The organism is Streptomyces cyaneofuscatus, from assembly GCF_000718135.1.
Lineage (GTDB): Bacteria > Actinomycetota > Actinomycetes > Streptomycetales > Streptomycetaceae > Streptomyces > Streptomyces cyaneofuscatus.
In genome coordinates, this window is sequence record NZ_JOEM01000003.1 from 255,323 (window position 1) to 279,084 (window position 23,762).

24 protein-coding genes and 1 tRNA gene are annotated in these 23,762 nt (G+C 72.0%); 13 read left to right on the forward strand and 12 right to left on the reverse strand.

Annotation, left to right across the window (positions count from 1 at the left end):
- The 3 genes from IF17_RS0106655 to IF17_RS0106665 all read right to left on the reverse strand — a co-directional run bounded on the left by IF17_RS0106655 (position 1) and on the right by IF17_RS0106665 (position 2,968).
- Positions 1-1,449, reverse strand: coding sequence for a Stp1/IreP family PP2C-type Ser/Thr phosphatase (locus IF17_RS0106655; protein WP_030563117.1), 1,449 nt, complete (start codon positions 1,447-1,449; stop codon positions 1-3).
- Positions 1,450-1,584: 135 nt separating this feature from the next.
- Positions 1,585-2,103 carry an FHA domain-containing protein FhaB/FipA gene (locus IF17_RS0106660; protein WP_003967913.1) on the reverse strand — a complete coding sequence of 173 codons (519 nt, stop codon included), beginning with the start codon at positions 2,101-2,103 and terminating at the stop codon, positions 1,585-1,587.
- A gap of 10 nt (positions 2,104-2,113) precedes the next feature.
- The gene (locus tag IF17_RS0106665; RefSeq protein ID WP_030563120.1) at positions 2,114-2,968 is read right to left on the reverse strand and encodes an FHA domain-containing protein; all 855 of its coding nucleotides are present in this window, start codon (positions 2,966-2,968) and stop codon (positions 2,114-2,116) included.
- Positions 2,969-3,286: 318 nt separating this feature from the next.
- On the opposite strand from IF17_RS0106665, the gene IF17_RS0106670 reads away from it, so the two are divergent.
- Both IF17_RS0106670 and IF17_RS0106675 read left to right on the forward strand, forming a co-directional pair.
- Positions 3,287-3,369, forward strand: a tRNA-Leu gene (locus tag IF17_RS0106670).
- A 304-nt stretch (positions 3,370-3,673) separates the two neighbouring features.
- Positions 3,674-4,522, forward strand: a complete 849-nt coding sequence (locus IF17_RS0106675) for a ScbR family autoregulator-binding transcription factor (RefSeq protein ID WP_030563122.1) — start codon at positions 3,674-3,676, stop codon at positions 4,520-4,522.
- A gap of 147 nt (positions 4,523-4,669) precedes the next feature.
- On the opposite strand, the gene IF17_RS0106680 is transcribed toward IF17_RS0106675, so the two are convergent.
- Complete coding sequence (locus tag IF17_RS0106680; protein WP_030563124.1) at positions 4,670-5,281, reverse strand: FMN-dependent NADH-azoreductase; 612 nt, start codon at positions 5,279-5,281, stop codon at positions 4,670-4,672.
- A gap of 135 nt (positions 5,282-5,416) precedes the next feature.
- Here IF17_RS0106680 and IF17_RS0106685 point away from each other — a divergent pair, with 135 nt between their 5' ends.
- The 4 genes from IF17_RS0106685 (at position 5,417) to IF17_RS0106700 (ending at position 8,808) form a co-directional block, all read left to right on the forward strand.
- Positions 5,417-5,770, forward strand: coding sequence for a winged helix-turn-helix transcriptional regulator (locus IF17_RS0106685; protein ID WP_030563126.1), 354 nt, complete (start codon positions 5,417-5,419; stop codon positions 5,768-5,770).
- 138 nt (positions 5,771-5,908) lie between these two features.
- Complete coding sequence (locus tag IF17_RS0106690) at positions 5,909-7,381, forward strand: DUF2252 domain-containing protein (protein ID WP_244890429.1); 1,473 nt, start codon at positions 5,909-5,911, stop codon at positions 7,379-7,381.
- Positions 7,382-7,497: 116 nt separating this feature from the next.
- Positions 7,498-8,394, forward strand: coding sequence for a J domain-containing protein (locus tag IF17_RS0106695; protein WP_030563129.1), 897 nt, complete (start codon positions 7,498-7,500; stop codon positions 8,392-8,394).
- 69 nt (positions 8,395-8,463) lie between these two features.
- Positions 8,464-8,808, forward strand: coding sequence for a rhodanese-like domain-containing protein (locus IF17_RS0106700; RefSeq protein WP_030563131.1), 345 nt, complete (start codon positions 8,464-8,466; stop codon positions 8,806-8,808).
- A 51-nt stretch (positions 8,809-8,859) separates the two neighbouring features.
- Here IF17_RS0106700 and IF17_RS0106705 read toward each other — a convergent pair whose 3' ends face one another.
- The 6 genes from IF17_RS0106705 to paaA form a co-directional block, all read right to left on the reverse strand.
- Positions 8,860-10,008, reverse strand: a complete 1,149-nt coding sequence (locus tag IF17_RS0106705) for an acyl-CoA dehydrogenase family protein (RefSeq protein ID WP_030563133.1) — start codon at positions 10,006-10,008, stop codon at positions 8,860-8,862.
- 127 nt (positions 10,009-10,135) lie between these two features.
- Positions 10,136-11,194 carry a 2Fe-2S iron-sulfur cluster-binding protein gene (locus tag IF17_RS0106710; RefSeq protein WP_030563135.1) on the reverse strand — a complete coding sequence of 353 codons (1,059 nt, stop codon included), beginning with the start codon at positions 11,192-11,194 and terminating at the stop codon, positions 10,136-10,138.
- The gene (gene paaD / locus IF17_RS0106715) at positions 11,195-11,692 is read right to left on the reverse strand and encodes a 1,2-phenylacetyl-CoA epoxidase subunit PaaD (protein WP_018513915.1); all 498 of its coding nucleotides are present in this window, start codon (positions 11,690-11,692) and stop codon (positions 11,195-11,197) included.
- Positions 11,686-12,402: a 1,2-phenylacetyl-CoA epoxidase subunit PaaC gene (gene paaC / locus IF17_RS0106720; RefSeq protein ID WP_030563137.1), complete on the reverse strand. Its 717-nt coding sequence runs from the start codon at positions 12,400-12,402 to the stop codon at positions 11,686-11,688. Before paaC ends, paaD begins: the two co-directional genes overlap by 7 nt.
- Positions 12,399-12,689 (reverse strand): 1,2-phenylacetyl-CoA epoxidase subunit PaaB, encoded by a 291-nt coding sequence (gene paaB, locus IF17_RS0106725; RefSeq protein ID WP_018513917.1) that lies wholly within the window; start codon positions 12,687-12,689, stop codon positions 12,399-12,401. The genes paaC and paaB overlap by 4 nt, the downstream gene beginning before the upstream one ends.
- Positions 12,686-13,747, reverse strand: coding sequence for a 1,2-phenylacetyl-CoA epoxidase subunit PaaA (gene paaA / locus IF17_RS0106730; protein ID WP_030563139.1), 1,062 nt, complete (start codon positions 13,745-13,747; stop codon positions 12,686-12,688). Before paaA ends, paaB begins: the two co-directional genes overlap by 4 nt.
- 115 nt (positions 13,748-13,862) lie before the next feature.
- On the opposite strand from paaA, the gene IF17_RS0106735 reads away from it, so the two are divergent.
- Genes IF17_RS0106735 through IF17_RS0106745 form a run of 3 tightly spaced genes read left to right on the forward strand, consistent with a single transcriptional unit; the run spans position 13,863 to position 16,752 of the window.
- Positions 13,863-14,681, forward strand: coding sequence for a DUF5819 family protein (locus tag IF17_RS0106735; RefSeq protein ID WP_179115546.1), 819 nt, complete (start codon positions 13,863-13,865; stop codon positions 14,679-14,681).
- Positions 14,678-16,045, forward strand: coding sequence for an HTTM domain-containing protein (locus IF17_RS0106740; RefSeq protein WP_030563143.1), 1,368 nt, complete (start codon positions 14,678-14,680; stop codon positions 16,043-16,045). The genes IF17_RS0106735 and IF17_RS0106740 overlap by 4 nt, the downstream gene beginning before the upstream one ends.
- Positions 16,042-16,752 (forward strand): TrmH family RNA methyltransferase, encoded by a 711-nt coding sequence (locus IF17_RS0106745; protein ID WP_026241811.1) that lies wholly within the window; start codon positions 16,042-16,044, stop codon positions 16,750-16,752. The genes IF17_RS0106740 and IF17_RS0106745 overlap by 4 nt, the downstream gene beginning before the upstream one ends.
- A gap of 5 nt (positions 16,753-16,757) precedes the next feature.
- Here IF17_RS0106745 and paaN read toward each other — a convergent pair whose 3' ends face one another.
- Positions 16,758-18,458, reverse strand: coding sequence for a phenylacetic acid degradation protein PaaN (paaN, locus tag IF17_RS0106750; RefSeq protein WP_030563145.1), 1,701 nt, complete (start codon positions 18,456-18,458; stop codon positions 16,758-16,760).
- Between the two features lie 156 nt (positions 18,459-18,614).
- Between paaN and IF17_RS0106755 the strand changes: the two genes are divergently transcribed.
- The gene (locus IF17_RS0106755; protein WP_030563147.1) at positions 18,615-19,211 is read left to right on the forward strand and encodes a TetR/AcrR family transcriptional regulator; all 597 of its coding nucleotides are present in this window, start codon (positions 18,615-18,617) and stop codon (positions 19,209-19,211) included.
- Positions 19,212-19,226: 15 nt separating this feature from the next.
- Here IF17_RS0106755 and IF17_RS0106760 read toward each other — a convergent pair whose 3' ends face one another.
- Positions 19,227-19,832, reverse strand: a complete 606-nt coding sequence (locus IF17_RS0106760; RefSeq protein ID WP_380893047.1) for an Lrp/AsnC family transcriptional regulator — start codon at positions 19,830-19,832, stop codon at positions 19,227-19,229.
- A gap of 259 nt (positions 19,833-20,091) precedes the next feature.
- Between IF17_RS0106760 and pdhA the strand changes: the two genes are divergently transcribed.
- From pdhA to IF17_RS0106775, 3 genes are read left to right on the forward strand one after another with little or no spacing between them, the layout of a single operon-like run.
- Positions 20,092-21,249 carry a pyruvate dehydrogenase (acetyl-transferring) E1 component subunit alpha gene (gene pdhA / locus IF17_RS0106765; RefSeq protein ID WP_030563149.1) on the forward strand — a complete coding sequence of 386 codons (1,158 nt, stop codon included), beginning with the start codon at positions 20,092-20,094 and terminating at the stop codon, positions 21,247-21,249.
- Positions 21,246-22,277, forward strand: coding sequence for an alpha-ketoacid dehydrogenase subunit beta (locus IF17_RS0106770; RefSeq protein ID WP_030563151.1), 1,032 nt, complete (start codon positions 21,246-21,248; stop codon positions 22,275-22,277). Before pdhA ends, IF17_RS0106770 begins: the two co-directional genes overlap by 4 nt.
- Positions 22,277-23,707: a dihydrolipoamide acetyltransferase family protein gene (locus tag IF17_RS0106775; protein ID WP_030563153.1), complete on the forward strand. Its 1,431-nt coding sequence runs from the start codon at positions 22,277-22,279 to the stop codon at positions 23,705-23,707. Before IF17_RS0106770 ends, IF17_RS0106775 begins: the two co-directional genes overlap by 1 nt.
- The last annotated feature ends 55 nt before the right edge of the window (positions 23,708-23,762 follow it).

The following is a 23,762-nucleotide window of genomic DNA, read 5'->3' on the forward strand; positions in this document are numbered from 1 at the left end:
TTACTGCTTACCGCACTGCGGGACCAGCTTCTTCTCTTCCTCCGAGAGGCTGGGGCCGGGAGTGGGAGTCGCGGTGTTCGGCTTGGTCCCCGTGGTGGGGGGAGTGGCGGAGTTCTCGGCCTCGGCCTCGGCCGCGCGGCGCTGCGCGTCCTTCTTGCAGGCGGACGCCTGGGTGGCGAGCTCGTCGACCTTCTTGCGGGCGTCGGTGATGCTGCCCTCGGCGATCGTCGCCTCGACCTGCTTGCGCTGGTACGGCGGCAGGTACTTGAGCTCGATCTCGGGGTGGTTCTTCTCGACCTCGGAGAGCGAGATCCAGGCGAGGTCCTGGCTGATGCCGCGGAACAGCGCCACGTTCTCGTTCTGCGCGCCGACGTAGAACTGGGTCTGCGTCCAGCGGTAGCCGCCGTAGAGGCCGCCCCCGATCACGCCGAGGATCAGCACGGTGAAGACGGACCGCTTGAGCCACTTGCGGCCGCCGCGCGGCTTGGCCAGGTCGTCGTCCGTGTAGGAGTCGTACGAGCCGTCCGGCAGGGAGCCGTAGCCGGAGTCACCGCTGCCGGGCGGGCCGAAGCCGCCCGAGGGGGGCGGGACGGGACGTCCGAGACCGGCCGCGCGGCCGGCCGGGGTCTGCATGGCCCCGCCGTCGTTCAGCACCGCCTGGTTCTCCGCGACCGCGCCGACGACGACCGGGGTGTCGTTGAGACGGCCGGCCAGGGTGTCGTTGTTGTCGACGTCCAGGACGTCGGCCACGATGCAGGTGATGTTGTCTGGGCCGCCGCCGCGCAGCGCGAGCTGGATGAGCTCCTGGATGGTCTCCTGCGGGCCCTGGTAGCTGGCCAGGGTCTCTTCCATCGTCTGGTGCGAGACCACGCCGGAGAGGCCGTCGGAGCAGATCAGATAGCGGTCGCCGGCGCGGACCTCACGGATGGAGAGGTCCGGCTCGACGTGGTCGCCGCTGCCCAGCGCCCGCATCAGCAGGGAGCGCTGCGGGTGGGTGGTGGCCTCTTCCTCGGTGATGCGGCCCTCGTCGACGAGGCGCTGCACCCAGGTGTGGTCCTGGGTGATCTGGGTCAGGACGCCGTCGCGCAGCAGATACGCGCGGGAGTCGCCGACGTGCACCAGGCCGAGTCGCTGGCCGGTCCAGAGAAGGGCGGTGAGCGTGGTGCCCATGCCCTCCAGCTGGGGGTCCTCCTCGACCATGACGCGCAGCTGGTCGTTGGCCTGCTGCACGGCGGTGGCCAGGGAGGTCAGGATGTCCGAACCGGGGACGTCGTCGTCGAGCTGGACGAGCGTGGAGATCACCTCGGAGCTGGCGACCTCACCGGCCGCCTGGCCGCCCATGCCGTCGGCGATGGCGAGCAGCCGGGGTCCGGCATAGCCGGAGTCCTCGTTCCCCTCCCGGATCATGCCCTTGTGCGATCCGGCGGCGAAGCGCAGGGACAGACTCATGCGCACCTGCCCCGTCGACGCCGCGTCGGGGTACAGCCTGTCTCGAGCCACACTGCCCACCCTCCGGTCGGGAACCGGGCAGCGTCCGTCGTCCAGGCCGCCGCGGCTCGCTCGCTCCGCTCGCTCATTGTCGTACTACTTCCGCAGCTCGATGACGGTCTTGCCGATACGGATCGGCGCGCCCAGCGGAACAGGCGTCGGGGTGGTGAGCCGGGTCCGTTCCAGATACGTGCCGTTGGTGGACCCGAGATCCTCCACGATCCACTGGCCGTCCCGGTCGGGGTAGATCCTGGCATGCCTGCTGGACGCGTAGTCGTCGTCCAGCACGATCGTCGAATCGTGGGCCCGGCCCAAAGTGATGGTCTGGCCCTGGAGCGCGACCGTGGTGCCCGTGAGGGTGCCTTCGGACACGACCAGCTTGGTGGGTGCCCCGCGGCGCTGGCGCCCGGGCTGCTGGCGCTGCTGGGGCGGCGCCGCTTGTTGTTGTTGGCGGCCCTGTTGCGGGCGCGCGTCGGCGGCAGTGCGGCGTGAGCCGCGCTGCGTGACGCGCGTTCCGAACAGGTCGCTGCGGATGACCTGGACGGCCACGATCACGAACAGCCACAGAACAGCCAGGAAACCTAGCCGCATGACCGTCAGGGTCAGCTCTGACATTGCCCCCGCTTCACCCTTCGGCTTGCCGGTAAACGATGGTGGTGCTTCCCACGACGATCCGTGAGCCGTCGCGGAGCGTAGCGCGGGTGGTGTGCTGCCCGTCCACCACGATGCCGTTGGTGGACCCGAGATCCTGGATCGTCGAGGGCGTTCCGGTCCGGATCTCACAGTGCCGGCGCGATACGCCGGGGTCGTCGATCCGCACGTCGGCGTCGGTGGATCGTCCCATCACCAACGTCGGGCGGGAAATCTGATGGCGTGTGCCGTTGATCTCGATCCAGCGCCGCACCTGGGCGTCCGGCAGGGCGCCGGGCCCGGCCGACGGGCGCCGGTCGCTCGCGGGGGCCGAGGGCCGCACACCGCCGGGCGGCGGGGCCGCGGGCATCGGCGGAGCGGCGGCCGGCGGGTAGCCGTAGCCACCGGGGGCCTGCGGGGCGGGCCGCCCGGGGGCAGGCCGCTGGGGCTGGTCGAACTGGTCCTGCTGTGACGAACTCGACGCCAGGGTGCGGCTGCGCACCCGGTAGAGACCGGTGTCGAGGTCGTCGGCCTTCTCCAGGTGGACCTTGATCGGCCCCATGAAGGTGTAGCGCTGCTGCTTGGCGTAGTCGCGCACCAGGCCGGACAGCTCGTCGCCCAGCTGGCCCGAGTACGGGCTGAGCCGCTCGTAGTCGGGCGTGCTGAGCTCGACGATGAAGTCGTTGGGGACGACGGTCCGCTCGCGGTTCCAGATCGTCGCGTTGTTGTCGCACTCCCGCTGGAGGGCGCCTGCGATCTCGACCGGCTGCACCTCGGACTTGAAGACCTTGGCGAAGGTGCCGTTGACCAGCCCTTCGAGGCGCTGCTCGAAACGCTTCATGACCCCCATGGGGCACCTCCTCCGGTGTCATCGTCCCTGTACTGCTTACTGATCGTATCCACGCGTCGGGAAATCGGCTGGTTCCCCTTCTCTGCCCTGTGGATGAGTGTCACCCCTCACACGGATCGTAGAGGTGGCCTCCTCACAGTGTCCCGCACACGTGATGCTCTCTGGAGGAGTGGGGGCGGCGGCTCCGCGTTCCCGTTTCCCTTCCCGGGATCGGCGAAACAACGGATGTGAATCCACCCTGTCCAGCGTGCTAATCTTCCGGATGTCGCCAGGCGCTCGCACCACACAGGTGAGAGAGGGTCTGGAAACACCACTCTTGCGCGAGTGGCGGAACGGCAGACGCGCTGGCTTCAGGTGCCAGTGTCCTTAGGGACGTGGGGGTTCAAATCCCCCCTCGCGCACAACGGCAGTCGCTTGCGACTGTGAGTTGATTCGAGAGAACCCCCGCTTCGGAGAAATCCGGAGCGGGGGTTCTTCGTTGTTGCGTCGTCGGTTCGCCGGCCGGCCGTGTCGGCGGTGGGGAGGCGGGGTAAACACGGCGTGCGGTCGGTATGCCCGCCGGAACCCTGGGCGCTCACTGGAGCGGTTTCCGGACAGACCGATGGTCTGCGGGGCGGCGTCCATGCATACGCTGACCGCAGAGGCTGGATCGACGGCTGCTCGGCAGTGAAGGGCTGAGCGCACAGAACGTCCCGGAGGCAGGAAATGGCGAAGCAGGCTCGCGCGGTGCAGACGTGGCGGTCGATCGTGGATGCCGCGGCGAGTGTCTTCGACGACTACGGCTACGAGCGTGCCGCCATCTCGGAGATCCTCCGCCGGGCCAAGGTGACCAAGGGGGCGTTGTACTTCCACTTCGCGTCCAAGGAGGCCATCGCCCAGGCGATCATGGACGAGCAGACCTCCACGGTCGATTTCGCCCAGGAGGGATCGCCGCTCCAGTCGCTGGTGGACGGCGGCCAGCAGTTCGCCTACGCCCTGCGCCACAACGCCATGGCGCGCGCCGGGACCCGTCTCTCCATCGAAGGTGTCTTCCTCGGCGGGCCGCACCCCTGGGGCGACTGGATCGACGCGACGGCCCGGATGCTGGAGCTGGGCAAGGAGCGGGGCGAGGTGCTGCCGCATGTCGATCCGATGGTGTCTGCCAAGGTCATCGTGGCGTCGTTCACCGGTATCCAGCTGATATCGGAAGCCGACTCCGGGCGGGCGGATCTGCGCGAGCAGGTGGCCGAGATGTGGCGCCACCTTCTTCCGTCGATCGCCCACCCCGGTGTCATCGCCCACATCAAGCCGGAGGGCCGGGTGGATCTCGCGGCCCAGGCGCGCGAGAAGGCGGAGCAGGCCGAGCGGGAGGCCCGGGAGATCGCCGCCGCCGCGGAGGCGGCCCGTGGAACCGCCGCGGCCGGCCGGAACGGCGGGGGCGGCCCGCGCGGTGGTGGGGCAGGTCGCGGTACGCGGGACCAGCCCGAGGGGGAAGGCGCCGAGGAACCTGCCGGGGCCGGGGCTGGGCCGGATTCTGAGGTCGGGGCGACGGCGGCGGCCGGTGGGCGGATCTGACCGGACGGGCGGCTGTGCCGTGCTGTGCTTCGTTTCACGTGAAACGTCCGGTTGCTCACGGCTGACGGCTGACTGCTCACAGAACAGGACCGCGGAACTCGATCGAGTTCCGCGGCCCTGTTTTTCGTTGTGGCGGTACCCGCCGGATCAGGCGGCGAGGCGGGTGGCGAGGGCCTTGGCCTTCTGCCGGGCCTCGTCGAAGGCCTTGGCGCGGGAGGCCTCGGCGAGCGGGACCAGCTCGGCCATCGACGGCTGTGTGTGGGCGAGGGTCAGCTCCGGAACGATGAAGTCCACCTCGGCGGAGAACATGCTCGTGAGCAGCTTCTCCAAGTAATTCTGGACAAATTCGAAGTCCTCGCGCGGGGTGCCCGGCGCGTACGAGCCGCCGCGGCTGGCGACGACGGTCACCGGGGTCCCCGCGACGGGGGAGTCCGGTCCCGCGTTGTGCCCGACGATGATCACTTGGTCCAGCCAGGCCTTGAGGGTCGACGGGATCGTGAAGTTGTACATCGGGGCGCCGATCAGGACGGCGTCCGCCGACGCCAGCTCCTCGGCGAGCTCCCGGCGCAGCGGGTCGTCAGCGCCCGCGACCACTGCTGCCGCGTGCAGGTGGGGTACCGGGTCGGCGGCGAGATCGCGGTGGACGACGGTCCCGTCCGGGTTCTCGTCGCGCCAGGCCTGGACGAACGCGGCGGTGACGTCCCGGGACGCGGAGCCCTGCGGGAGGACGGCGGAGTCGAGGTGCAGAAGCGTGGCCATGGGGATCTCCACAGAGAGCGAAGGGGATGGGTGGCGGCGGATGACGGGCGCGCCACCCCTTTCCGTACGTAACTACTAATAGCATAGTCCCTTACTTTTCATAAGTGACCTACGGTGGCGCAGTACCCTGGGGGTATGGCAGATCACAGCGAGCAGACCTGTCGGCGGGTCGATGTGGGCATCAGTCGCGTCTTCGAGCTGTTCGGCAAGCGCTGGACCGGGCCGATCGTCTCGGTGCTGCTCCAGCGGCCTGTGCACTTCGCGGAGTTGCGCCGCGCGATTCCCGGGATCAGCGAGCGCATGCTCTCGGACCGGCTGACCGAGCTCGGGGCGGCCGGTCTGGTGATCCGTGAGGTCGACGAGGGGCCGCCGCTGCGCGTCGCGTACCGGCTCACCGAGGCCGGCGCCGCGATGGAGCCTGCGCTCAAGGAGCTCGGGCAGTGGGCGGACACGTACCTCGGGGAACCGGAGCCGGGCACCGGCTGCTGAGACCTCCGCTGAGACGTCCGACGAGGGCTCCGACGAGGGCTCCGACGAGGGCTCCGACCGGTGCTTACGGCCGCGGGGGGAACGGCGGTACGGTCGTGCTCGGTCGGAGAGTTGACGAGGCGGGGGAGGCGACGCTCCATGGGCGTCATCGAAGGCGTGGGCGTGAGCGGCGCGGGGGCGGGCCCCGGTGCTGGAGCGGCTCCGGAAGAGCGGCTCGCGGGGGCGGAGCCCCGTATACCGGTCGTGCCCGGGTTCGCCCGGCGCGGGGAGGCGGGTTCCGCCAAGGCCGCGGGCAGGGCGCTCCGCGACCGGGTTCCGCGTTCCGCGCACGGTTCGCTGGTCCTGCCGTCGGGCCGTCCCGACGCGGTGCGGGCCGTCGAGGAGTCCAACCGGGGCCGGGTGCCGGGGCTCACGCCGATCCGGGTGGGGCGGATGGCCGCCTCGCCCTTCGCCTTCCTGCGCGGCTCGGCCGGGCTGATGGCCCACGACCTGATGGGGACCCCGGTCACCGGGGTGGGCGCCCAGCTCTGCGGCGACGCGCATGCGGCCAACTTCGGTCTCTACGGCGATGCCCGGGGCAACCTGGTCATCGACCTCAACGACTTCGACGAGACCGTCTTCGGCCCCTGGGAGTGGGACCTCAAGCGGCTCGCCACCTCGCTCGTGCTGGCGGGCCGGGCCGCCGGGGCGAACGAGGAGACCTGCCGCAAGGGCGCGTACGACACCGTCGGCGCCTACCGGCGCACCATGCGGCTGCTGGCGCGGCTGCCCGCGCTCGACGCCTGGAACGCCATCGCGGACGAGGAGCTCGTCTCGCACACGGACGCCCGGGACCTGGTCGGCACCCTGGAGAAGGTCTCGGAGAAGGCCCGCAGGAACACCAGCGCCCGGTTCGCCGCCCGGTCCACGGAGGACTGCCTCGACGGCGGCCGGCGCTTCGTCGACGCCCTGCCGGTGCTGCGCCGGGTGCCGGACGCGGAGGCCTCGGCGGTCGCGGCGGGGCTCGGCGCCTACCTCTCCACCATCTCCGAGGACCGGGTGCCCCTGCTGGCGCGGTACGCGATCCACGACGTGGCGTTCCGCGTGGTCGGCACCGGCAGCGTCGGGACCCGGTCGTACGTGGTGCTGCTGCTCGACCACCGTGGGGAACCGCTGGTCCTCCAGGTGAAGGAGGCACGTCCGTCGGTCCTGGCGCCGTATCTGCCGGCGGTCGGCTTCGAGGCGCCGCAGGAGGAGCACGAGGGCCGTCGGGTGGTGCTGGGCCAGAAGCGGATGCAGGTCGTCAGCGACATCCTGCTCGGCTGGACGGACGTGGACGGCAGGCCGTACCAGGTGCGCCAGTTCCGTAACCGCAAGGGCAGCGTGGACCCCGCCGCGCTCACCGTCGAACAGGTCGACGACTACGGCCGGATGACCGGGGCCCTGCTGGCCCGCGCCCACTCCCACAGCGCCGATCCCCGGCTGCTCGCGGGCTACTGCGGCAAGAACGACGAGCTCGACGCGGCGGTGGCCGACTTCGCGGTGGCCTATGCGGACCGTACGGAGGCGGACCACGCGGAGCTGGAGCGGGCGATCAAGGCGGGCCGGGTGGCCGCCGAGCGGGGCGTATGAGGGCGCAGCGGTGACCTGCTCCGGCCCGGTGTCCGCTGCGCCGGGCCGGGGGCGGGGACCGTGCGCTTACGGGCCGTGCGGTACGGGGCGTGCGGCCGTGGCCATACGCTGGACGGGTGACCCACGAAGCCGCCGGGGTGCCTCCCACCCGGAACGATGATGACCGGCAGGACGACGACCGGCCCGCCGAGCCGCAGCAGCCCGCACCGGAAGCCGCTGCTTCAGCAGGAGACGCCGCGCCGCGTCCCGAGGCGCGGCTGGCCAAGGCCGTGCAGGCCGCCGAGCAGGCGCTGATCGAGTTCGAGATCGCGGTGGAGACCTTCCGGGTGGAGGTCGAGAACTTCTCCCGGCTGCACCACCAGAAGCTCGGCCCGATGTACGCGCGCCTCGACGAGCTGGACGCGCAGATCGCCGAGGCGCGGGCCGCGAAGACCGGTGACCCCGAGGACCTGCGCAAGGCCAAGGAAGCGCGGGACATCGTCATGCCGATGCCCGGCGTCGACGAGCTCTTCCACGACTGGATGGACTCCGACGGGCTCTCCCCCGAGGCGTCCGCCATGCTCACCGAGCAGCCCGTACGGCCGCCGAAGCGGGTCAGGCCGAGCGAGGAGGCCCGCAAGCTCTACCGTGAGCTGGCCCGCAAGGCCCACCCGGACCTGGCCCAGGACGAGCCGGAGCGGGAGCGCCGGGACGAGTTCATCACCCGCGTGAACGCCGCCTACGGGCGCGGTGACGTCGAGCTGCTCAAGGAGCTGGCGGCCGAGTGGGCGGCGGGCCCGGCCCGGCCGCTCGCCCCGCTCAGTGAGAGCGAGGAGCTCTACGCCCGCCTTGAGTGGCTCAGCAGGCGCAAGGAGCTGCTCACGGTGCTCGCCAAGGAGCTGGAGGAGGGCGCGATCGGCTCGATGCTCCGGATGGCTCCCGACGACCCGGACCAGCTGCTGGAGGACATCGGGGAGCAGCTGCTGGGCGAGGTGTCCCGGCGGGAGGCCGAGCTCGCGGAGCTGGTGCAGTAGCGTTCCCGGTGACTTGGGGGGTCTCCGGCGGACCCCCGGCCCGCGTACGTACGAGAGAAGGCATGACCCATGAATTTCGCCCCGCTGCCCTCGGTGGACGTCGCTCAGGTGCCGCTCGACGGCCTGGTCCTGGACGTCCGCGAGAACGACGAATGGGCGGCCGGTCATGTCGAGGGCGCGCTGCACATCCCGATGAGCGACTTCGTGGGCCGGTTCGGTGAGCTGACGGAGGCCGCCGGGGACGGCCGTCGCGTCCATGTGATGTGCCGGGTCGGCGGCCGGTCCGCCCAGGTCACGCAGTACCTGGTCCAGCAGGGGATCGACGCGGTCAACATCGACGGCGGCATGCTCGCCTGGGACGGGGCCGGGCGCCCGATGGTGACGGACGACGGGGCGTCGGCCTTCGTCCTCTGAGCCCTTCCTGCGGGCTCTCCGCCTCTGGGTCCTTCCTGCGGGCTCTCCGCGTCAGGCCAGTGGGTGGGCGGCCAGCAGGTCGCCCAGTGCCTCCTCGTGGGCCGCCGCCGGGCCGAGGGAGAGCTCGATCTGCTTCGCCCAGGCGTGGAAGCGGTGCAGCGGGTAGTCGGTGTCCGCGCCGAAGCCGCCGTGCAGGTGCTGGGCGGTCTGCACGATGCGGCGCACCCCGTCGGAGGCCCAGATCTTCGCCACGGCGATGTCGCCCGCGGCGGGCAGCGGGCCTCCGGCGCCGGTGGAGATCCGCCAGGCGGCCTGCCAGAGCGTCACCTCCATGGCCCGCAGGTCGATGTACCGGTCGGCGGCCTGCACCGCCACCGCCTGGAACGTGGCGACGGGAAACCCGAACTGCTCGCGCTTCCCGGTGTATTCGGCGGTCATCGCGAGCACCCGCTCGCCCAGACCGAGCGCCAGCGCGCAGGTCCCCGTGGTGAGCAGGTCCCGCAGCCACTCCCAGGCTCCGGGCGCGTCGATCAGTTCGCGCGCCTCCACCTGTACGCCGTCGAGCCGCACCTCCGCCAGGCGTTCGCCGCTGGTGGAGACCTGGTCCGCGAGGGTGACGCCCTGGCGGGCGGGGTCCACGAGGGCCAGGACGGCCCGCCCCTCGCCGGTGTGGGCGGGGACGGCTATCCGGTCGGCCACCTGGGCCCAGGGGACCGCCGACTGCACGCCGTCCAGCACCCAGCCCGAAGGAGCGGCCCCGGGGCCCTCCGGCCGTGCGGTGACGGCGAGTTCGGCCGGGTCATGGCCCGTGCGCCCGTTGGCCCCGGCGGTCAGGACCAGCTCGCCCCCGGCGGCCCGGGGCAGGAGCTCCGCCGCGAGGCTGCCCTCCCCGTACCGCTCGATGGTCATGGCGACCGCGCAGCTCTCCAGCAGCGGGACCCTGGCCAGGACCTTGGCCGACTCGCGCAGCACCAGGAAGAGCGCGACCGGGTCGAGCCCGGCGCCGCCGTAGTCCTCCGAGAGCGTGAGGCCGAGCAGGTCCGAGCCCGCGAGCTCGCCCCACAGCCGGCGGTCGATGTCCTCGGCCACGGCCCCCGGCGTCAGGGCGGGGCTGGGCACGCTGTCGGGCGCGACGCCGGAGAAGACCGCCCGGGCCGCCTCCACGGCTGCCTGCTGTTCCTCGGTGAAGGTGAAGTCCACTGTCCCGGCCTCCCGTTGGCGCCTTGAAACCCGAACCTTCCTGGCGGGCCGTCAAGATAGAACAGGTTCTAGGAGAAGGGAACAGGTTCTACGGGAAGGGCGAGCCCGCTGCGGTAAGGGCGCGGTGTCAGCGGTCGAAGTCCAGCTCCACTTCCGGGGTGAGCGGATGCGACTGGCAGGCCAGCACGAAGCCCGCGTCCGTCTCCTCCGGCTCCAGCGCGAAGTTCCGCTCCATCCGGACCTTTCCCGAGACCAGGAACGCCCGGCAGGTCCCGCACACCCCGCCCTTGCAGGCGTACGGAGCGTCCGAGCGGCTCCGCAGCACCGTTTCCAGCAGCGACTCCGTGTCCTGGACGGGCCAGCTGCCGGAACGGCCGTGCAGGGTGGCCGTCAGCGTGGCGTCGGAGGGTGCGGCGACCTTGACGACCGTGACATCGGACGGGCCGTCGTCGACGTGGAAGATCTCCTGGTGGACCCGGGCCCGGTCGACGTCCAGCGCGCGCAGGGCCTTCTCCGTCCCCCGTACGAGACCGAGCGGCCCGCACAGGAACCAGCCGTCCACCTCCGCCACCGGGAGCACCGCCGGCAGCAGGGCGGTGAGCCGCTCGGTGTCCAGGCGGCCCGAGGGGAGCCCGGCCGACTGCTCCTCCCGGGAGAGGGCGGTGATCAGCTGGAAGCGGTCCGGATAACGGTCCTTGAGGTCGGCCACCTCGTCCAGGAACATCGTGGAGGCCGCCGTGCGGTCGCTGCGGATCAGGCAGAACCGCGCCTTCTCCTCCCGCGCCAGGAGGGTGGCCGCCATCGACAGCACCGGCGTGATCCCGCTGCCGCCGACGACCGCCGCGAAGAGGCCCGGACGCGGCTCCAGCACGAAGCGGCCCATCGGAGGCATGGCCTCCACCTGGTCCCCGACGGACAGCTCCTTCAGGGCGTAGGTGGAGAACGCCCCGCCCTCGACCCCGCGGATGCCGACCCGGACCACCGGCTCGGCGGGCTGCTCGGTGGCCGGTGCGCAGATCGAGTACGAGCGGCGGATCTCCTTGCCGTCCACGCTGAAGCGCACGTTGAGGTGCTGGCCCGGCTTGTGGCGGAAGGTCTCGCGGAGCTCGGCCGGCACGGCGAAGGTCACGGCCACCGCATCGTCCGTGATCCGTTCGATCGCGCTGACCCGGAGCGGATGGAACATCTACAACTCCTTGAAGTGGTCGAACGGTTCGCGGCAGGCGACGCAGCGGCGCAGGGCCTTGCACGCCGTGGAGGAGAACCGGCTGAGCAGCTCCGTCTCCGTGGAGCCGCAGTGCGGGCAGCGCACCGAGAGCGTCAGGGGAACCGGGCCGCCGTCGGCGCTGTGGGCGCGCGGGGGCGCTATGCCGAACTCGGCGAGCTTGCGGCGGCCTTCGGCGCTGATGTCGTCGGTCGACCAGGCCGGTGCGAGCACCGTGACCACGGAGACCTCGGGCACACCGTTCTCGTGGAGCACCCGCTCGATGTCGGCGGACATGGCCTCGATCGCCGGGCAGCCGGTGTACGTCGGGGTGAGCCGGACCGTCACCCGGCCCGGGCCCTCCACGTCCACGCCGCGCAGGACGCCGAGCTCGGCCAGGGTCAGCACCGGCAGCTCGGGGTCCGGGACGGAACCGGCGAGGGTGCGCAGCTCCGCCTCCAGCGGGGTGTCGGTCACCATGACGCCCCCGGGTGGCTGCGGTGCAGGTGCTGCATCTCGGCGAGCATCCGGCCGAAGGACTCGGTGTGCACGCCCTGGCGCCCCGCGCCCGCGGTCCAGGCGCCGGTGCGCGGCCCGGTCGGCAGCGTCAGCGTGGCCCGCTCCACGGTGCCGGTGACGGCCAAGAGCCAGGCGCTCTCCAGCTCCTCGGGGTCGACGCCGGAGCCGGTGGCGTCCAGCCCTTCGACCGGCTGGAACATCTCGCCGGTGAAGCGCCAGAGCGCCTCCAGGCCGGCCTGCATCCGCTCATGGCTCTCGGCGGTGCCGTCGCCGAGCCGCAGGGTCCACTGCTCGGCGTGGTCGCGGTGGTAGGCGACCTCCTTGACGGCTTTCGCCGCGAGGTCCGCGAACTCACCGCCGCCGGCCGCCAGCCGCTCGTACAGCAGGTGCTGGTAGACGGAGAAGTAGAGCTGGCGGGCGATGGTGTGGGCGAAGTCCCCGTTGGGCTGCTCGACCAGCTGGAGGTTGCGGAAAGCCCGCTCCTCGCGGAGGTAGGCCAGCTCGTCCTCGTCACCGACGAGCGAGAGCAGCACCCGCGCCTGCCCCAGCAGGTCCAGGGCGATGTTGGCGAGCGCCACCTCCTCCTCCAGGACGGGGGCGTGGCCCGCCCACTCCCCCAGCCGGTGCGAGAGCACCAGCGCGTCGTCGCCGAGGGCGAGGGCGGCGCTCACAGGTGCTTCACCCCGTCCGGGATCTCGTAGAAGGTCGGGTGGCGGTAGGGCTTGTCGCCGGCCGGCTCGAAGAACGAGTCCTTCTCGTCGGGCGAGGAGGCGGTGATCTCGGTGGAGGGGACGACCCAGATGGAGACGCCTTCGGAGCGCCGGGTGTAGAGGTCGCGCGCGTTGCGCAGGGCCATCTCGGCGTCGGGCGCGTGGAGGCTGCCCGCGTGGGTGTGGGACAGCCCGCGCCGCGAGCGCACGAACACCTCCCACAGCGGCCAGTCGGTCGAGCTGCTCATGCCGTCTCCTCCACGTGCTGTGCGGGCTGTGCTGTCCGGGTGGACGGGGTGGTGTGCTTGGCGGCGTACGCGGCGGCCGCGTCCCGGACCCAGGCGCCCTCTTCGTGGGCCCTGCGCCGCTGGGTGATCCGCTGCTCGTTGCACGGCCCGTTGCCCTTGAGGACCTCCTGGAACTCCGTCCAGTCGATCGCGCCGAAGTCGTGCTGTCCGCGCTCCTCGTTCCACCGGAGGTCGGGGTCCGGCAGGGTCAGGCCCAAGGCCTCCGCCTGGGGCACGCAGATGTCCACGAAGCGCTGCCGCAGCTCGTCGTTGGAGTGCCGCTTGATCTTCCAGGCCATCGACTGCTCGGAGTGGGACGAGGCGTCGTCGGGCGGGCCGAACATCATCAGGGAGGGCCACCACCAGCGGTCCACCGCGTCCTGGGCCATCGCGTGCTGGGCCTCGGTGCCGCGGCTGAGGGCGAGCAGCAGCTCGTACCCCTGGCGCTGGTGGAAGGACTCCTCCTTGCAGATGCGGACCATCGCGCGGGCGTAGGGGCCGTAGGAGCAGCGGCAGAGCGGCACCTGGTTGGTGATGGCCGCGCCGTCCACCAGCCAGCCGATCGCGCCGACGTCGGCCCAGGTCAGGGTGGGGTAGTTGAAGATCGACGAATAGCGCTGGCGGCCGGCGTGGAGCTTGTCGAGCAGCTCCTCGCGGCTGGTGCCCAGCGTCTCGGCCGCGCTGTAGAGATACAGGCCGTGGCCTGCTTCGTCCTGGACCTTGGCCATCAGGATCGCCTTGCGGCGCAGCGAGGGCGCGCGGGTGATCCAGTTGGCCTCGGGCTGCATGCCGATGATTTCCGAGTGGGCGTGCTGGGCCATCTGGCGGACCAGCGTGGCGCGATACGCCTCGGGCATCCAGTCGCGCGGCTCGATGCGGTCGTCGGCCGCGACGGCCGCCTCGAAGACCGCGAGGCGTGCCGCGTCCGCCGCGTCCGGGGCCGTGCCCGCGGCCCGCCCTGCCGCTTTCGCCGTGCCTGAGGTGCTCTGCGTCGTCTGGTCCGCAGTCACTGCCGCCATCCCGGGCTCCCTACCGACCGATCGTTCGGTTCATTGACTTCAATGGTCGGTCGGAGGCCCGTAGGGTGTCAACCCTGTGGATAACCCAGTGGTGATCGATCGTGAGCGGGGCGGGATGGATGCGGACCACGACGGGAGCTCCGGGCGCGGGGATTCCGGCAGCGTGCACGAGGACGTCCGGCCGCAGGCCGTGAGCCGTGAGCCCGCCGGACCGGACGCTCCGGCACCCGAAGCGGAGGCCCCGGAGCCCGCCCCGGATCGCCCCGGCGCCGGTGTCGGCATAGCCGGGCTCTCGTTCGGCTACCAGGTCGTCGCCGCCCTGGCCCTCTCCCTCATCGGGCTCCTGGCCTGCGCACAGGTGGCCATGGTCTTCCTGCACGTCGCCCCGTCCAACACGCTGACCAAGCAGCACGGCAAGACGGTCGACGACTGGATCTACCCCGAGTTCGAACAGAACTGGAAGCTCTTCGCCCCCAACCCGCTCCAGCAGAACATCGCCGTCCACGTCCGGGCCGAGGTGGCCGGGGCCGAGGGACGCCGCACCACCGAGTGGATCAGCCTCACCGACGGGGACGCCGACGCGATACGCGGCAACCTCTTCCCCAGCCATGTGAACCAGAACGAGCTCCGCCGGGGCTGGGACTTCTACGTGAACTCGCACGACGACCGGAACAAGCCCAACGGGCTCCGCGGCGACCTCTCCGAGCGCTACATCCGGCGCATCGCGATGCTGCGGCTGGACGGGGTCGACCTGGGCGGCACGGTCGAACGGATCCAGATGCGGTCGGCGAGCAGCCTGATCACCCCGCCCTCGTGGTCCACCGAGAAGGCCGACACCCGCCCGAGCTACCGCGTACTCCCCTGGTGGTCCGTGAACCCCGACGACCTGCCCGCACCGCGTGACGCGGCGCGCGCCGAGGAGGGGGACAAGTGACCACCACCCCGCCCACCGCACCGGTGACGAGCCCGCCCGCCCCCGGTCCGGGCCCCGGCACCCCGGCCTCCGGCGCACCGGACCGGATCGCCGCCGCCGGGGCCGCTCTGGCCCGCGCCATCCAGCGCGTCACCGCATCGGCCCTCGGCCCGTACCAGAGCGCCGTCATCCGGATCGGCTTCGCCGCCACCTACCTGTTCTTCCTGGTGCGCGAGGTGCCGCACCGCCATGAGCTGTACGGTCCCGACAGCCCGTGGCACTGGGACCTGGCCCGGCAGCTCACGGCCGGGAACGAGGCCTTCTCCGTCCTCCTCTGGTCGGACAGCGTGCTCTGGTTCGAGGTGGTGTACGCCCTCACCGTGCTGTCCGCCGCCGGTCTGCTCCTGGGCTGGCGCACCCGGACCATGTCGGTCCTCTTCATGGTCGGCGTGCTCTCCGTACAGAACCGCAGCGTCTTCATGGGCGACGGCGGCGACAACGTCATCCACCTGATGGCGATCTACCTGGTCTTCACGCGCTGCGCCCAGGTCTGGTCGCTGGACGCCCGCCGCGCCGCCCGCGACACGGAGCGCGGCGCGCTGGGCCTGCCGCCCCGGCGGGACGCCGTCGGCCCGGTGCTCTGGGCGGTCCTCGGCCCGGTCCTGCTGGGGGCCACCCTGATGGACGGCCTCGGCGGGACCTGGTGGCTTCCGGTGCTGCTGTGGATCCTCTGGCTCTCCGCCGCCGCCTGGTGGGCCGCGAACCGCTTCGCGCCCGGCGGGCAGCCGCGCGCCCTGCTCGACGTGCTGGCCAACCTCGCCCACAACGCGACGCTCCTCGTGATCATGGTCGAGGTCTGCCTGATCTACGCGACCGCCGGCTGGTACAAGATCCAGGGCTCCCGCTGGCAGGACGGCACCGCGCTCTACTACCCGCTCAAGCTCGACTACTTCGCCCCCTGGCCCGCCCTCTCGGACGTGCTCGCCTCCAGCGGGGTGATGGTGATGGTGCTGACGTACGCGACGGTCATCGTCCAGGTCGCGTTCCCGTTCACCCTGTTCAACCGGCGGCTCAAGAACGTCCTGCTGGTCATCATGATCGGCGAGCACGCGGGGATCGCCCTGCTGCTCGGGCTGCCGTTCTTCTCGATGGCGATGATCGCGGCCGACGCGGTGTTCCTGCCGACGGTCTTCCTCGTCTGGCTGGGCGGCCGGGCCGCGCTCGGCCGGCGGCGGCTGCTCGGGTGGCTGCCGCGGCGGTCGCGCTCCCCTGAGGCCGGCGGCCCGCAGGAGGTGCCCGCCGCGCGCCCGGCGCCGGAGGAACGCGACGGTACGGGGGAGGCCCCGCCGCACGGCACCGGCGGGGGCCATACGCTCGTCGGGTGAGCAGCGAGACCGGCAGCACCGGCAGTACCCCAGAGCCCGCGCCCGTGGACCCCGTCCCGGCCGAGCCCGTCCAGTACGACGACGGCTACGGGCAGGAGATCGGCGTCGGGCCGCACCCGCTGCCGTGGCCGGAGGGCGAGCGGTACGACCCCGAGCTGCTGGCCCACGGCGACCGGCGCAACGTCGGTGACGGCTACCGCTACTGGACGCGGGAGGCGATCGTCGCCGATCTCGACCTGCGGCGCCACGACTTCCATGTGGCCGTGGAGAACTGGGGCCACGACTTCAACATCGGCTCGGTCGTGCGGACCGCCAACGCCTTCCTGGCGAAGGAGATCCACATCGTGGGCCGGCGGCGCTGGAACCGGCGCGGCGCCATGGTCACCGACCGCTACCAGCATGTGCGCCACCACCCGGACACGGCGGACCTGACCGCGTGGGCGGCGGCCGAGGGGCTGCCGATCATCGGGATCGACAACCTCCCCGGCGCCGTACCGCTGGAGCGCACCGAGCTGCCGCGCCGGTGTGTGCTGCTGTTCGGGCAGGAGGGTCCGGGCCTCACCGAGGAGGCGCGCAAGCACGCCTCGATGGTGTGCTCGATCGCCCAGTTCGGCTCGACCCGGTCCATCAACGCGGGGGCCGCGGCGGCGATCGCGATGCACGCGTGGGTGCAGCGCTACGCCGATGTCCCCGACCCCCGCCGGTAGAACACCTACGCCTGGCGACGCACCTCGACCACGCGGAAGCGGTTGGCGACGAAGGCCGCGTCGCACAGGGCCGCGTTGGCCGCCGGGTTGCCGCCCGAGCCGTGGAAGTCGGAGAAGGCCGCCGTCTGGTTGACGTAGACCCCGCCGGTCAGGTTCAGCGAGAGCTGGGCCGACTCGTCCAGGCAGACCTCCTCGATCGCCCGCTCCACCTCGGCGGAGGTGGTGTAGGCGCCGACCGTCATGGCGCCCTTCTCACGGATCGTGCGGCGCAGCAGCTCCAGAGCCGCGTCCGTCGACTCGACCGCCACGGCGAAGGAGACCGGGCCGAAGCACTCCGAGAGGTACGCCGCGTCCTCGTCGGTCTTCGTGCCGTCCAGCTTCACGACGACCGGCGTACGGACGACGGCGTCGGGGAATTCGGCGTTGGCGACCGTACGCGAGGGGAGAGCCACCTCGCCCAGCTCGCCGGCCGCCTCCACCCGTGCTTTGACGTCCGGGTTGACCAGGGCGCCGAGCAGGGCGGAGGCGCGGGCGTCGTCACCGAGGAGTCCGGTGACGGCCGCCGCGATGTCGGTGACCACCTCGTCGTACGACTTGGCGCCGTCGTCCGTGGTGATGCCGTCCCGGGGGATCAGCAGGTTCTGCGGGGTGGTGCACATCTGGCCGCTGTAGAGCGAGAGCGAGAACGCCACGTTGCCGAGCATGCCCCGGTAGTCGTCGGTGGAGTCGACGACGATCGTGTTGACGCCGGCCTTCTCCGTGTAGACCTGCGCCTGGCGGGCGTTGGCCTCCAGCCAGTCGCCGAAGGCGGTGGAGCCCGTGTAGTCGATGATGCGGATCTCGGGTCGGACCGCGAGGGTCTTGGCGATGCCCTCGCCCGGCCGCTCGGCGGCGAGCGCGACCAGGTTGGCGTCGAAGCCCGCCTCGGTGAGCACCTCACGGGCGATCTGCACGGTGAGCGCCAGCGGCAGCACGGCCCGGGGGTGCGGCTTCACCAGCACAGGGTTGCCCGTGGCGAGCGAGGCGAACAAGCCCGGGTAGCCGTTCCACGTGGGGAAGGTGTTGCAGCCGATGACCAGCGCGATCCCGCGACCGGTCGTGGTGAACGACTTGGTCAGCTTCAGCGGATCGCGCTTGCCCTGCGGCTTGGACCAGTCCGCCGTCTCCGGCGTGCGGACCTGCTCCTGATAGGCGTACGCGACGGCCTCCAGGCCACGGTCCTGCGCGTGCGGGCCGCCCGCCTGGAACGCCATCATGAAGGCCTGGCCGCTGGTGTGCATCACCGCGTGGGCCAGCTCATGGGTGCGGGCGCTGATCCGCGCCAGGATCTCCAGACAGACCAGGGCCCGGGTCTCGGGACCCGCCGCCCGCCACGCGGCCGTACCGGCCTTCATCGCCGGGAGCAGGACGTCCAGGTCGGCGTGCGGATACTCGACGCCGAGCTCCGGGCCGTACGGCGAGGTCTCCCCGCCCGTCCAGCCGTCGGTGCCCGGCTGGCCGAGGTCGAGCCGGGTGTTCAGCACCGCGTCGAACGCGGCCTTGCCCTCGGCCGCCCCGAGACTGCCCGGGGCGCCGCCCTCGCCGTACGCCTTCGGGTGCTCGGGGTGCGGGGACCAGTACGCGCGCGTACCGATCGTGTCGAGGGCCTGGTCGAGCGTGGGCCGGTGGGTCTCGGACAGCTGCTGGGGGGTGAGCGCGGCGGCCATGGCGGACCAACTCCTCATCGAGCCGGGCGGGGACGTACGGACGGAGTTAGAGTAACCGAACGATCGGTCGGGACAAGGGGCCCCGGCGAACCTGTGGATAACTTCAGTGGTCCCCGCCTGCGCGGGGCAGGCCCCTCATGGGGGAGGATCGCGGACATGACCACGGCCAAGCGGGACACGTACACCCCGGAGACGCTGCTCACCGTCGCTGTTCGTGTCTTCAACGAGCGCGGTTACGACGGCACCTCCATGGAGCATCTCTCCAGGGCGGCGGGCATCTCCAAGTCCTCCATCTACCACCATGTGGCGGGCAAGGAGGAGCTGCTGCGCCGGGCCGTGAGCCGGGCGCTCGACGGGCTCTTCGCCATCCTGGAGGAGCCGGGGGCGGTGCGCGGGCGCGCGATCGAGCGGGTCGAGTACGTCACGCGCCGGACCGTGGAAGTACTGATGGCGGAGGTCCCCTACGTCACGCTGCTGCTGCGGGTGCGCGGCAACACCAAGACCGAGCGCTGGGCGCTGGAGCGGCGGCGCGAGTTCGACCACCGGGTGGCGGAGCTGCTGAAGGCCGCGGTGGCCGACGGGGATCTCCGGGCCGATGTGGACATACGGCTGGCCACCCGGCTGCTCTTCGGCATGGTCAACTCGCTGGTCGAGTGGTACCGGCCGCAGCCGGGCGGCTTCCCGGGCGAGGAACAGCTCGCCGACACCGTCGTCCAGCTCGCCTTCGAGGGGATGCGGGCGACCGGCCGCTGACCGTGTCCGGCTTGGTCAGGCCAGCTCGGCCGGGCGGTCCGGGCGCGGGCCGAGGTCCGTCTCCTCGAACACCAGCAGCGTGCGCGTCGACAGCACCTCGGGGATGGACTGGATCCGGGTGAGGACCAGCTCGCGCAGCGCCCGGTTGTCCGGCGTGTGCACCAGCAGCAGGACGTCGAAGTCGCCGCTGACCAGCGCGATGTGCGTGGCCCCGGGCAGCGCCTGGAGCTGCTCGCGCACGGTGCGCCAGGAGTTCTGCACGATCTTGAGCGTGATGTACGCCGAGGCGCCCTGCCCGGCCCGCTCGTGGTCGACCCGCGCACCGAAACCCCGGATCACGCCGTCCTCGACGAGGCGGTTGATCCGGGCGTAGGCGTTGGCGCGCGAGACATGGACCCGCTCGGCCACCGACCGTATGGAGGCGCGGCCGTCCGTCTGGAGAATGCGCAGGATGTCGCGGTCGATGGCGTCCAGGGGGCGCGCGGGCGGGGGCGTGGGGGAGGCCGGGCCCGATGGCGGGGGCGGTGCCGAGGGCGTGGTGGCCGGGGCCGTCGAGGGCGTCGCCGAGGGGGCGATCCGGCCGGGGTCCTCGCCTCTGTCGGCCATTTGTTCAGCTGCCATCTGCCCGCGCCTCCCTGTTGTGGACGACCTGCCTCTATCCCAGGCTGTGGAGAACCGTTTGTCCACAGGCTGAAGGTGCCTGTAGCCAAAATGCGCTCGCGACCGAACAATCGGTAGGTGAGGCACACCACACCGGTGCCTCGCCCGCTCCGCGACATCCTCGCGACATCTCTTGCCATCACCACCCATATCGACACCCTCGATCTCTCGATCGCACGATCGCCACCCTGATCTCCATCGATGCCTGGAGGTGCCTTCCATGACGGTCCAAGAGCTGCCCGGCGCGGCCACCTACCGGCCCACGCCGCCCCCGGCCTGGAAGCCGATCACCGACCCCGCCCCGCTGCTCCCGGACCCGGAGCCCTACCGGGTGCTCGGTACGGACGCGGTCGCCGACGTCGACCCCGAGCTGCTGCTCCGCCTCCACGCCGAGCTGGTCCGCGGCCGCCGGTACAACACGCAGGCCACCGCGCTGACCAAGCAGGGCCGGCTGGCGGTCTACCCCTCCAGCACCGGCCAGGAGGCGTGCGAGATCGCCGCCGCCCTGGTGCTGGAGGAGCGGGACTGGCTCTTCCCCAGCTACCGGGACACGCTGGCGGCCGTGGCGCGCGGCCTCGACCCGGTCGAGGCGCTGACCCTGCTGCGCGGCGACCGGCACACCGGCTACGACCCGCGTGAGCACCGCATCGCCCCGCTCTGCACCCCGCTCGCCACGCAGCTGCCGCACGCGGTGGGCCTGGCGCACGCGGCCCGCCTCAAGGGCGACGACGTCGTGGCGCTCGCCATGGTCGGCGACGGCGGCACCAGCGAGGGCGACTTCCACGAGGCGCTGAACTTCGCGGCCGTCTGGAAGGCCCCGGTGGTCTTCCTCGTGCAGAACAACGGCTTCGCCATCTCCGTGCCGCTGGCCAAGCAGACCGCCGCCCCCTCCCTCGCGCACAAGGCCGTGGGGTACGGGATGCCGGGCCGCCTGGTCGACGGCAACGACGCGGCCGCCGTGCACCAGGTGCTCAGCGAGGCCGTGGCCCGGGCCCGGCGGGGCGGCGGGCCGACGCTGATCGAGGCCGTCACCTACCGCATGGAAGCCCACACCAACGCCGACGACGCCACCCGCTACCGGGTGGACAGCGAGGTCGAGGCCTGGCGGGCCCACGACCCGGTCCTGCTCCTGGAGCGCGAGCTGACCGGCCGCGGGCTGCTCGACGACGAGGGCATCGCGGCGGCGAAGGAAGCGGCCGAACGCATGGCCGCCGCACTCCGCGACCGGATGAACGCCGACCCGGAGCTGGCGCCGATGGACCTCTTCACCCACGTCTACGCCGAGCAGACCAGCCAGCTCCGCGAGCAGGCGGCCGCCCTGCGGGCCGAGCTGGACGCCGAGCAGGACCACGAGCACAGCGCGGAGGAAAGCCGATGACCACCGCGGCGACGAAAGCCGGCGGACGTACGGCGAAGGCGAAACCGGCCACCATGGCGCAGGCCCTCGGACGGGCGCTGCGCGACTCGATGGCCGAGGACCCGACCGTGCACGTGCTCGGCGAGGACGTCGGCACCCTGGGCGGGGTCTTCCGGATCACCGACGGGCTGGCCAAGGAGTTCGGCGACGACCGGTGCACCGACACCCCGCTGGCCGAGGCGGGCATCCTCGGGGCGGCCGTCGGCATGGCGATGTACGGGCTGCGGCCCGTGGTGGAGATGCAGTTCGACGCGTTCGCCTACCCGGCGTTCGAGCAGCTGATGAGCCATGTCGCGAAGATGCGCAACCGCACCGGGGGAGCCATGCCGCTCCCCATCACCGTGCGCGTGCCCTACGGCGGTGGCATCGGCGGCGTCGAGCACCACAGCGACTCCTCCGAGGCGTACTACATGGCCACCCCCGGCCTCCACGTCGTCACCCCGGCCACGGTGGACGACGCCTACGGCCTGCTGCGCGCCTCCATCGCCTCCGACGACCCCGTGGTCTTCCTGGAGCCCAAGCGGCTCTACTGGTCCAAGGCCGACTGGTCGCCGGAGGCCCCGGCCGCCGTCGAGCCGATCGGTAGGGCCGTGGTCCGCCGGACCGGGCGCAGCGCCACGCTGATCACGTACGGGCCCTCCCTGCCGGTCTGTATGGAGGCCGCCGAGGCGGCGGTCGCGGAGGGCTGGCACCTCGAAGTCGTGGACCTGCGCTCGCTGGTGCCGTTCGACGACGAGACGGTCGCGGCCTCGGTGCGGCGCACCGGCCGTGCGGTCGTCGTCCACGAGTCCCCCGGCTTCGGGGGCCCCGGCGGCGAGATCGCGGCCCGGATCACCGAGCGGTGCTTCCACCACCTGGAGGCCCCGGTGCTGCGGGTGGCCGGCTTCGACATCCCGTACCCGCCGCCCATGCTGGAGCGGCACCATCTGCCGGGAGTGGACCGGGTGCTCGACGCGGTGGCCCGGTTGCAGTGGGAGGCGGACAGCTGATGGCCCAGGTCCTCGAATTCAAGCTGCCGGACCTCGGCGAGGGTCTGACCGAGGCGGAGATCGTGCGCTGGCTGGTGGAGGTCGGCGATGTCGTCGCCATCGACCAGCCCGTCGTCGAGGTCGAGACGGCCAAGGCGATGGTGGAGGTCCCCTGCCCCTACGGGGGTGTGGTGACCGCGCGGTTCGGCGAGGAGGGTTCCGAACTCCCGGTCGGGGCGCCGCTGCTGACGGTCGCGGTCGGTGCGACGGACGCCTCTTCCGCTGCCCCGGGGGACGACGGGGCTGCCGCCGAGGAGCCTTCCAGCGGGTCCGGTTCCGGGTCCGGCAACGTGCTTGTGGGGTACGGGACCGGTGCGCCGGCCGCCCGGCGCCGTCGCATCCGGCCGGAGCGGAACACCGCCTCCGCCGCTCCCGCTGCTCCCGCCGCTCCCGCTGTGGTTTCCGCCCCCAGCCGCCCCGCTCCGGTCGCGGTCGCCGTCGGCGAAGTGAACGGGCGGCAGGGGCCCGTGGCCGTGGTCTCCCCTCTCGTACGCCGGTTGGCCCGGCAGCACGAGATCGACCTGCGGCAGCTGACGGGCTCGGGCCCCGACGGGCTGATCCTGCGGGCCGACGTCGATTCCGCGATCCGGCGGGCCGGGGAGGCCGTCACTGAGGTGGAGGCGCGTACGACCGCCGAGTCCGTCGTGGCCGCGGCGCCCACGGTCCACGCGGGCACGGCCGCACCGGCGACCGCCGAGCGGATTCCGCTGCGCGGGGTGCGCGGAGCGGTCGCGGACAAGCTGTCGCGCAGCCGGAGCGAGATCCCGGACGCCACCTGCTGGGTGGACGCGGACGCCACCGAGCTGATGGCCGCCAGGGCCGCGATGAACGCCGCGTCGGGCCCGTCCGGCGGGCCCAAGGTGTCGGTCCTGGCCCTGCTGGCGAGGATCTGCACGGCGGCACTGGCCCGCTATCCGGAGCTCAACTCCACCGTGGACACGGCCGCGCGGGAGATCGTGCGCCTGCCCGGCGTGCACCTCGGGTTCGCGGCGCAGACCGAGCGGGGCCTCGTCGTCCCCGTCGTCCGCGACGCGCACACCCGCAACGCCGAGTCGATCGGGGCCGAGATCGCCCGGCTGACGGAGCTGGCGCGGACCGGGAAGCTCAGCCCCGCCCAGCTGACCGGTGGCACGTTCACGCTGAACAACTACGGGGTGTTCGGGGTCGACGGCTCGACGCCGATCATCAACCACCCCGAAGCGGCGATGCTCGGCGTCGGCCGGATCATGCCCAAGCCCTGGGTGCACCACGGTGAGCTGGCCGTACGTCAGGTCGTGCAGCTCTCGCTCACCTTCGACCACCGGGTGTGCGACGGCGGAACGGCCGGGGGATTCCTCCGGTACGTGGCCGACTGCGTGGAGCAGCCCGCGGTGCTGCTGCGCACCCTGTAGGCCTGCCGTTACGCGGACGCCCTCTCCGGACCCGGCCTTGTCGGCCACCCCGGAG

Bases quoted from the DNA above. Each gene is read 5' to 3' on its own strand.
- IF17_RS0106655 (WP_030563117.1), bottom strand. From the start codon at position 1,449: ATGAGTCTGTCCCTGCGCTTCGCCGCCGGATCGCACAAGGGCATGATC.
- IF17_RS0106660 (WP_003967913.1), bottom strand. From the start codon at position 2,103: ATGTCAGAGCTGACCCTGACGGTCATGCGGCTAGGTTTCCTGGCTGTT.
- IF17_RS0106665 (WP_030563120.1), bottom strand. From the start codon at position 2,968: ATGGGGGTCATGAAGCGTTTCGAGCAGCGCCTCGAAGGGCTGGTCAAC.
- IF17_RS0106675 (WP_030563122.1), top strand. From the start codon at position 3,674: ATGGCGAAGCAGGCTCGCGCGGTGCAGACGTGGCGGTCGATCGTGGAT.
- IF17_RS0106680 (WP_030563124.1), bottom strand. From the start codon at position 5,281: ATGGCCACGCTTCTGCACCTCGACTCCGCCGTCCTCCCGCAGGGCTCC.
- IF17_RS0106685 (WP_030563126.1), top strand. From the start codon at position 5,417: ATGGCAGATCACAGCGAGCAGACCTGTCGGCGGGTCGATGTGGGCATC.
- IF17_RS0106690 (WP_244890429.1), top strand. From the start codon at position 5,909: ATGGGCGTCATCGAAGGCGTGGGCGTGAGCGGCGCGGGGGCGGGCCCC.
- IF17_RS0106700 (WP_030563131.1), top strand. From the start codon at position 8,464: ATGAATTTCGCCCCGCTGCCCTCGGTGGACGTCGCTCAGGTGCCGCTC.
- IF17_RS0106710 (WP_030563135.1), bottom strand. From the start codon at position 11,194: ATGTTCCATCCGCTCCGGGTCAGCGCGATCGAACGGATCACGGACGAT.
- paaD (WP_018513915.1), bottom strand. From the start codon at position 11,692: ATGGTGACCGACACCCCGCTGGAGGCGGAGCTGCGCACCCTCGCCGGT.
- paaB (WP_018513917.1), bottom strand. From the start codon at position 12,689: ATGAGCAGCTCGACCGACTGGCCGCTGTGGGAGGTGTTCGTGCGCTCG.
- paaA (WP_030563139.1), bottom strand. From the start codon at position 13,747: ATGGCGGCAGTGACTGCGGACCAGACGACGCAGAGCACCTCAGGCACG.
- IF17_RS0106735 (WP_179115546.1), top strand. From the start codon at position 13,863: ATGGATGCGGACCACGACGGGAGCTCCGGGCGCGGGGATTCCGGCAGC.
- paaN (WP_030563145.1), bottom strand. From the start codon at position 18,458: ATGGCCGCCGCGCTCACCCCCCAGCAGCTGTCCGAGACCCACCGGCCC.
- IF17_RS0106755 (WP_030563147.1), top strand. From the start codon at position 18,615: ATGACCACGGCCAAGCGGGACACGTACACCCCGGAGACGCTGCTCACC.
- IF17_RS0106760 (WP_380893047.1), bottom strand. From the start codon at position 19,832: ATGGCAGCTGAACAAATGGCCGACAGAGGCGAGGACCCCGGCCGGATC.
- pdhA (WP_030563149.1), top strand. From the start codon at position 20,092: ATGACGGTCCAAGAGCTGCCCGGCGCGGCCACCTACCGGCCCACGCCG.
- IF17_RS0106770 (WP_030563151.1), top strand. From the start codon at position 21,246: ATGACCACCGCGGCGACGAAAGCCGGCGGACGTACGGCGAAGGCGAAA.
- IF17_RS0106775 (WP_030563153.1), top strand. From the start codon at position 22,277: ATGGCCCAGGTCCTCGAATTCAAGCTGCCGGACCTCGGCGAGGGTCTG.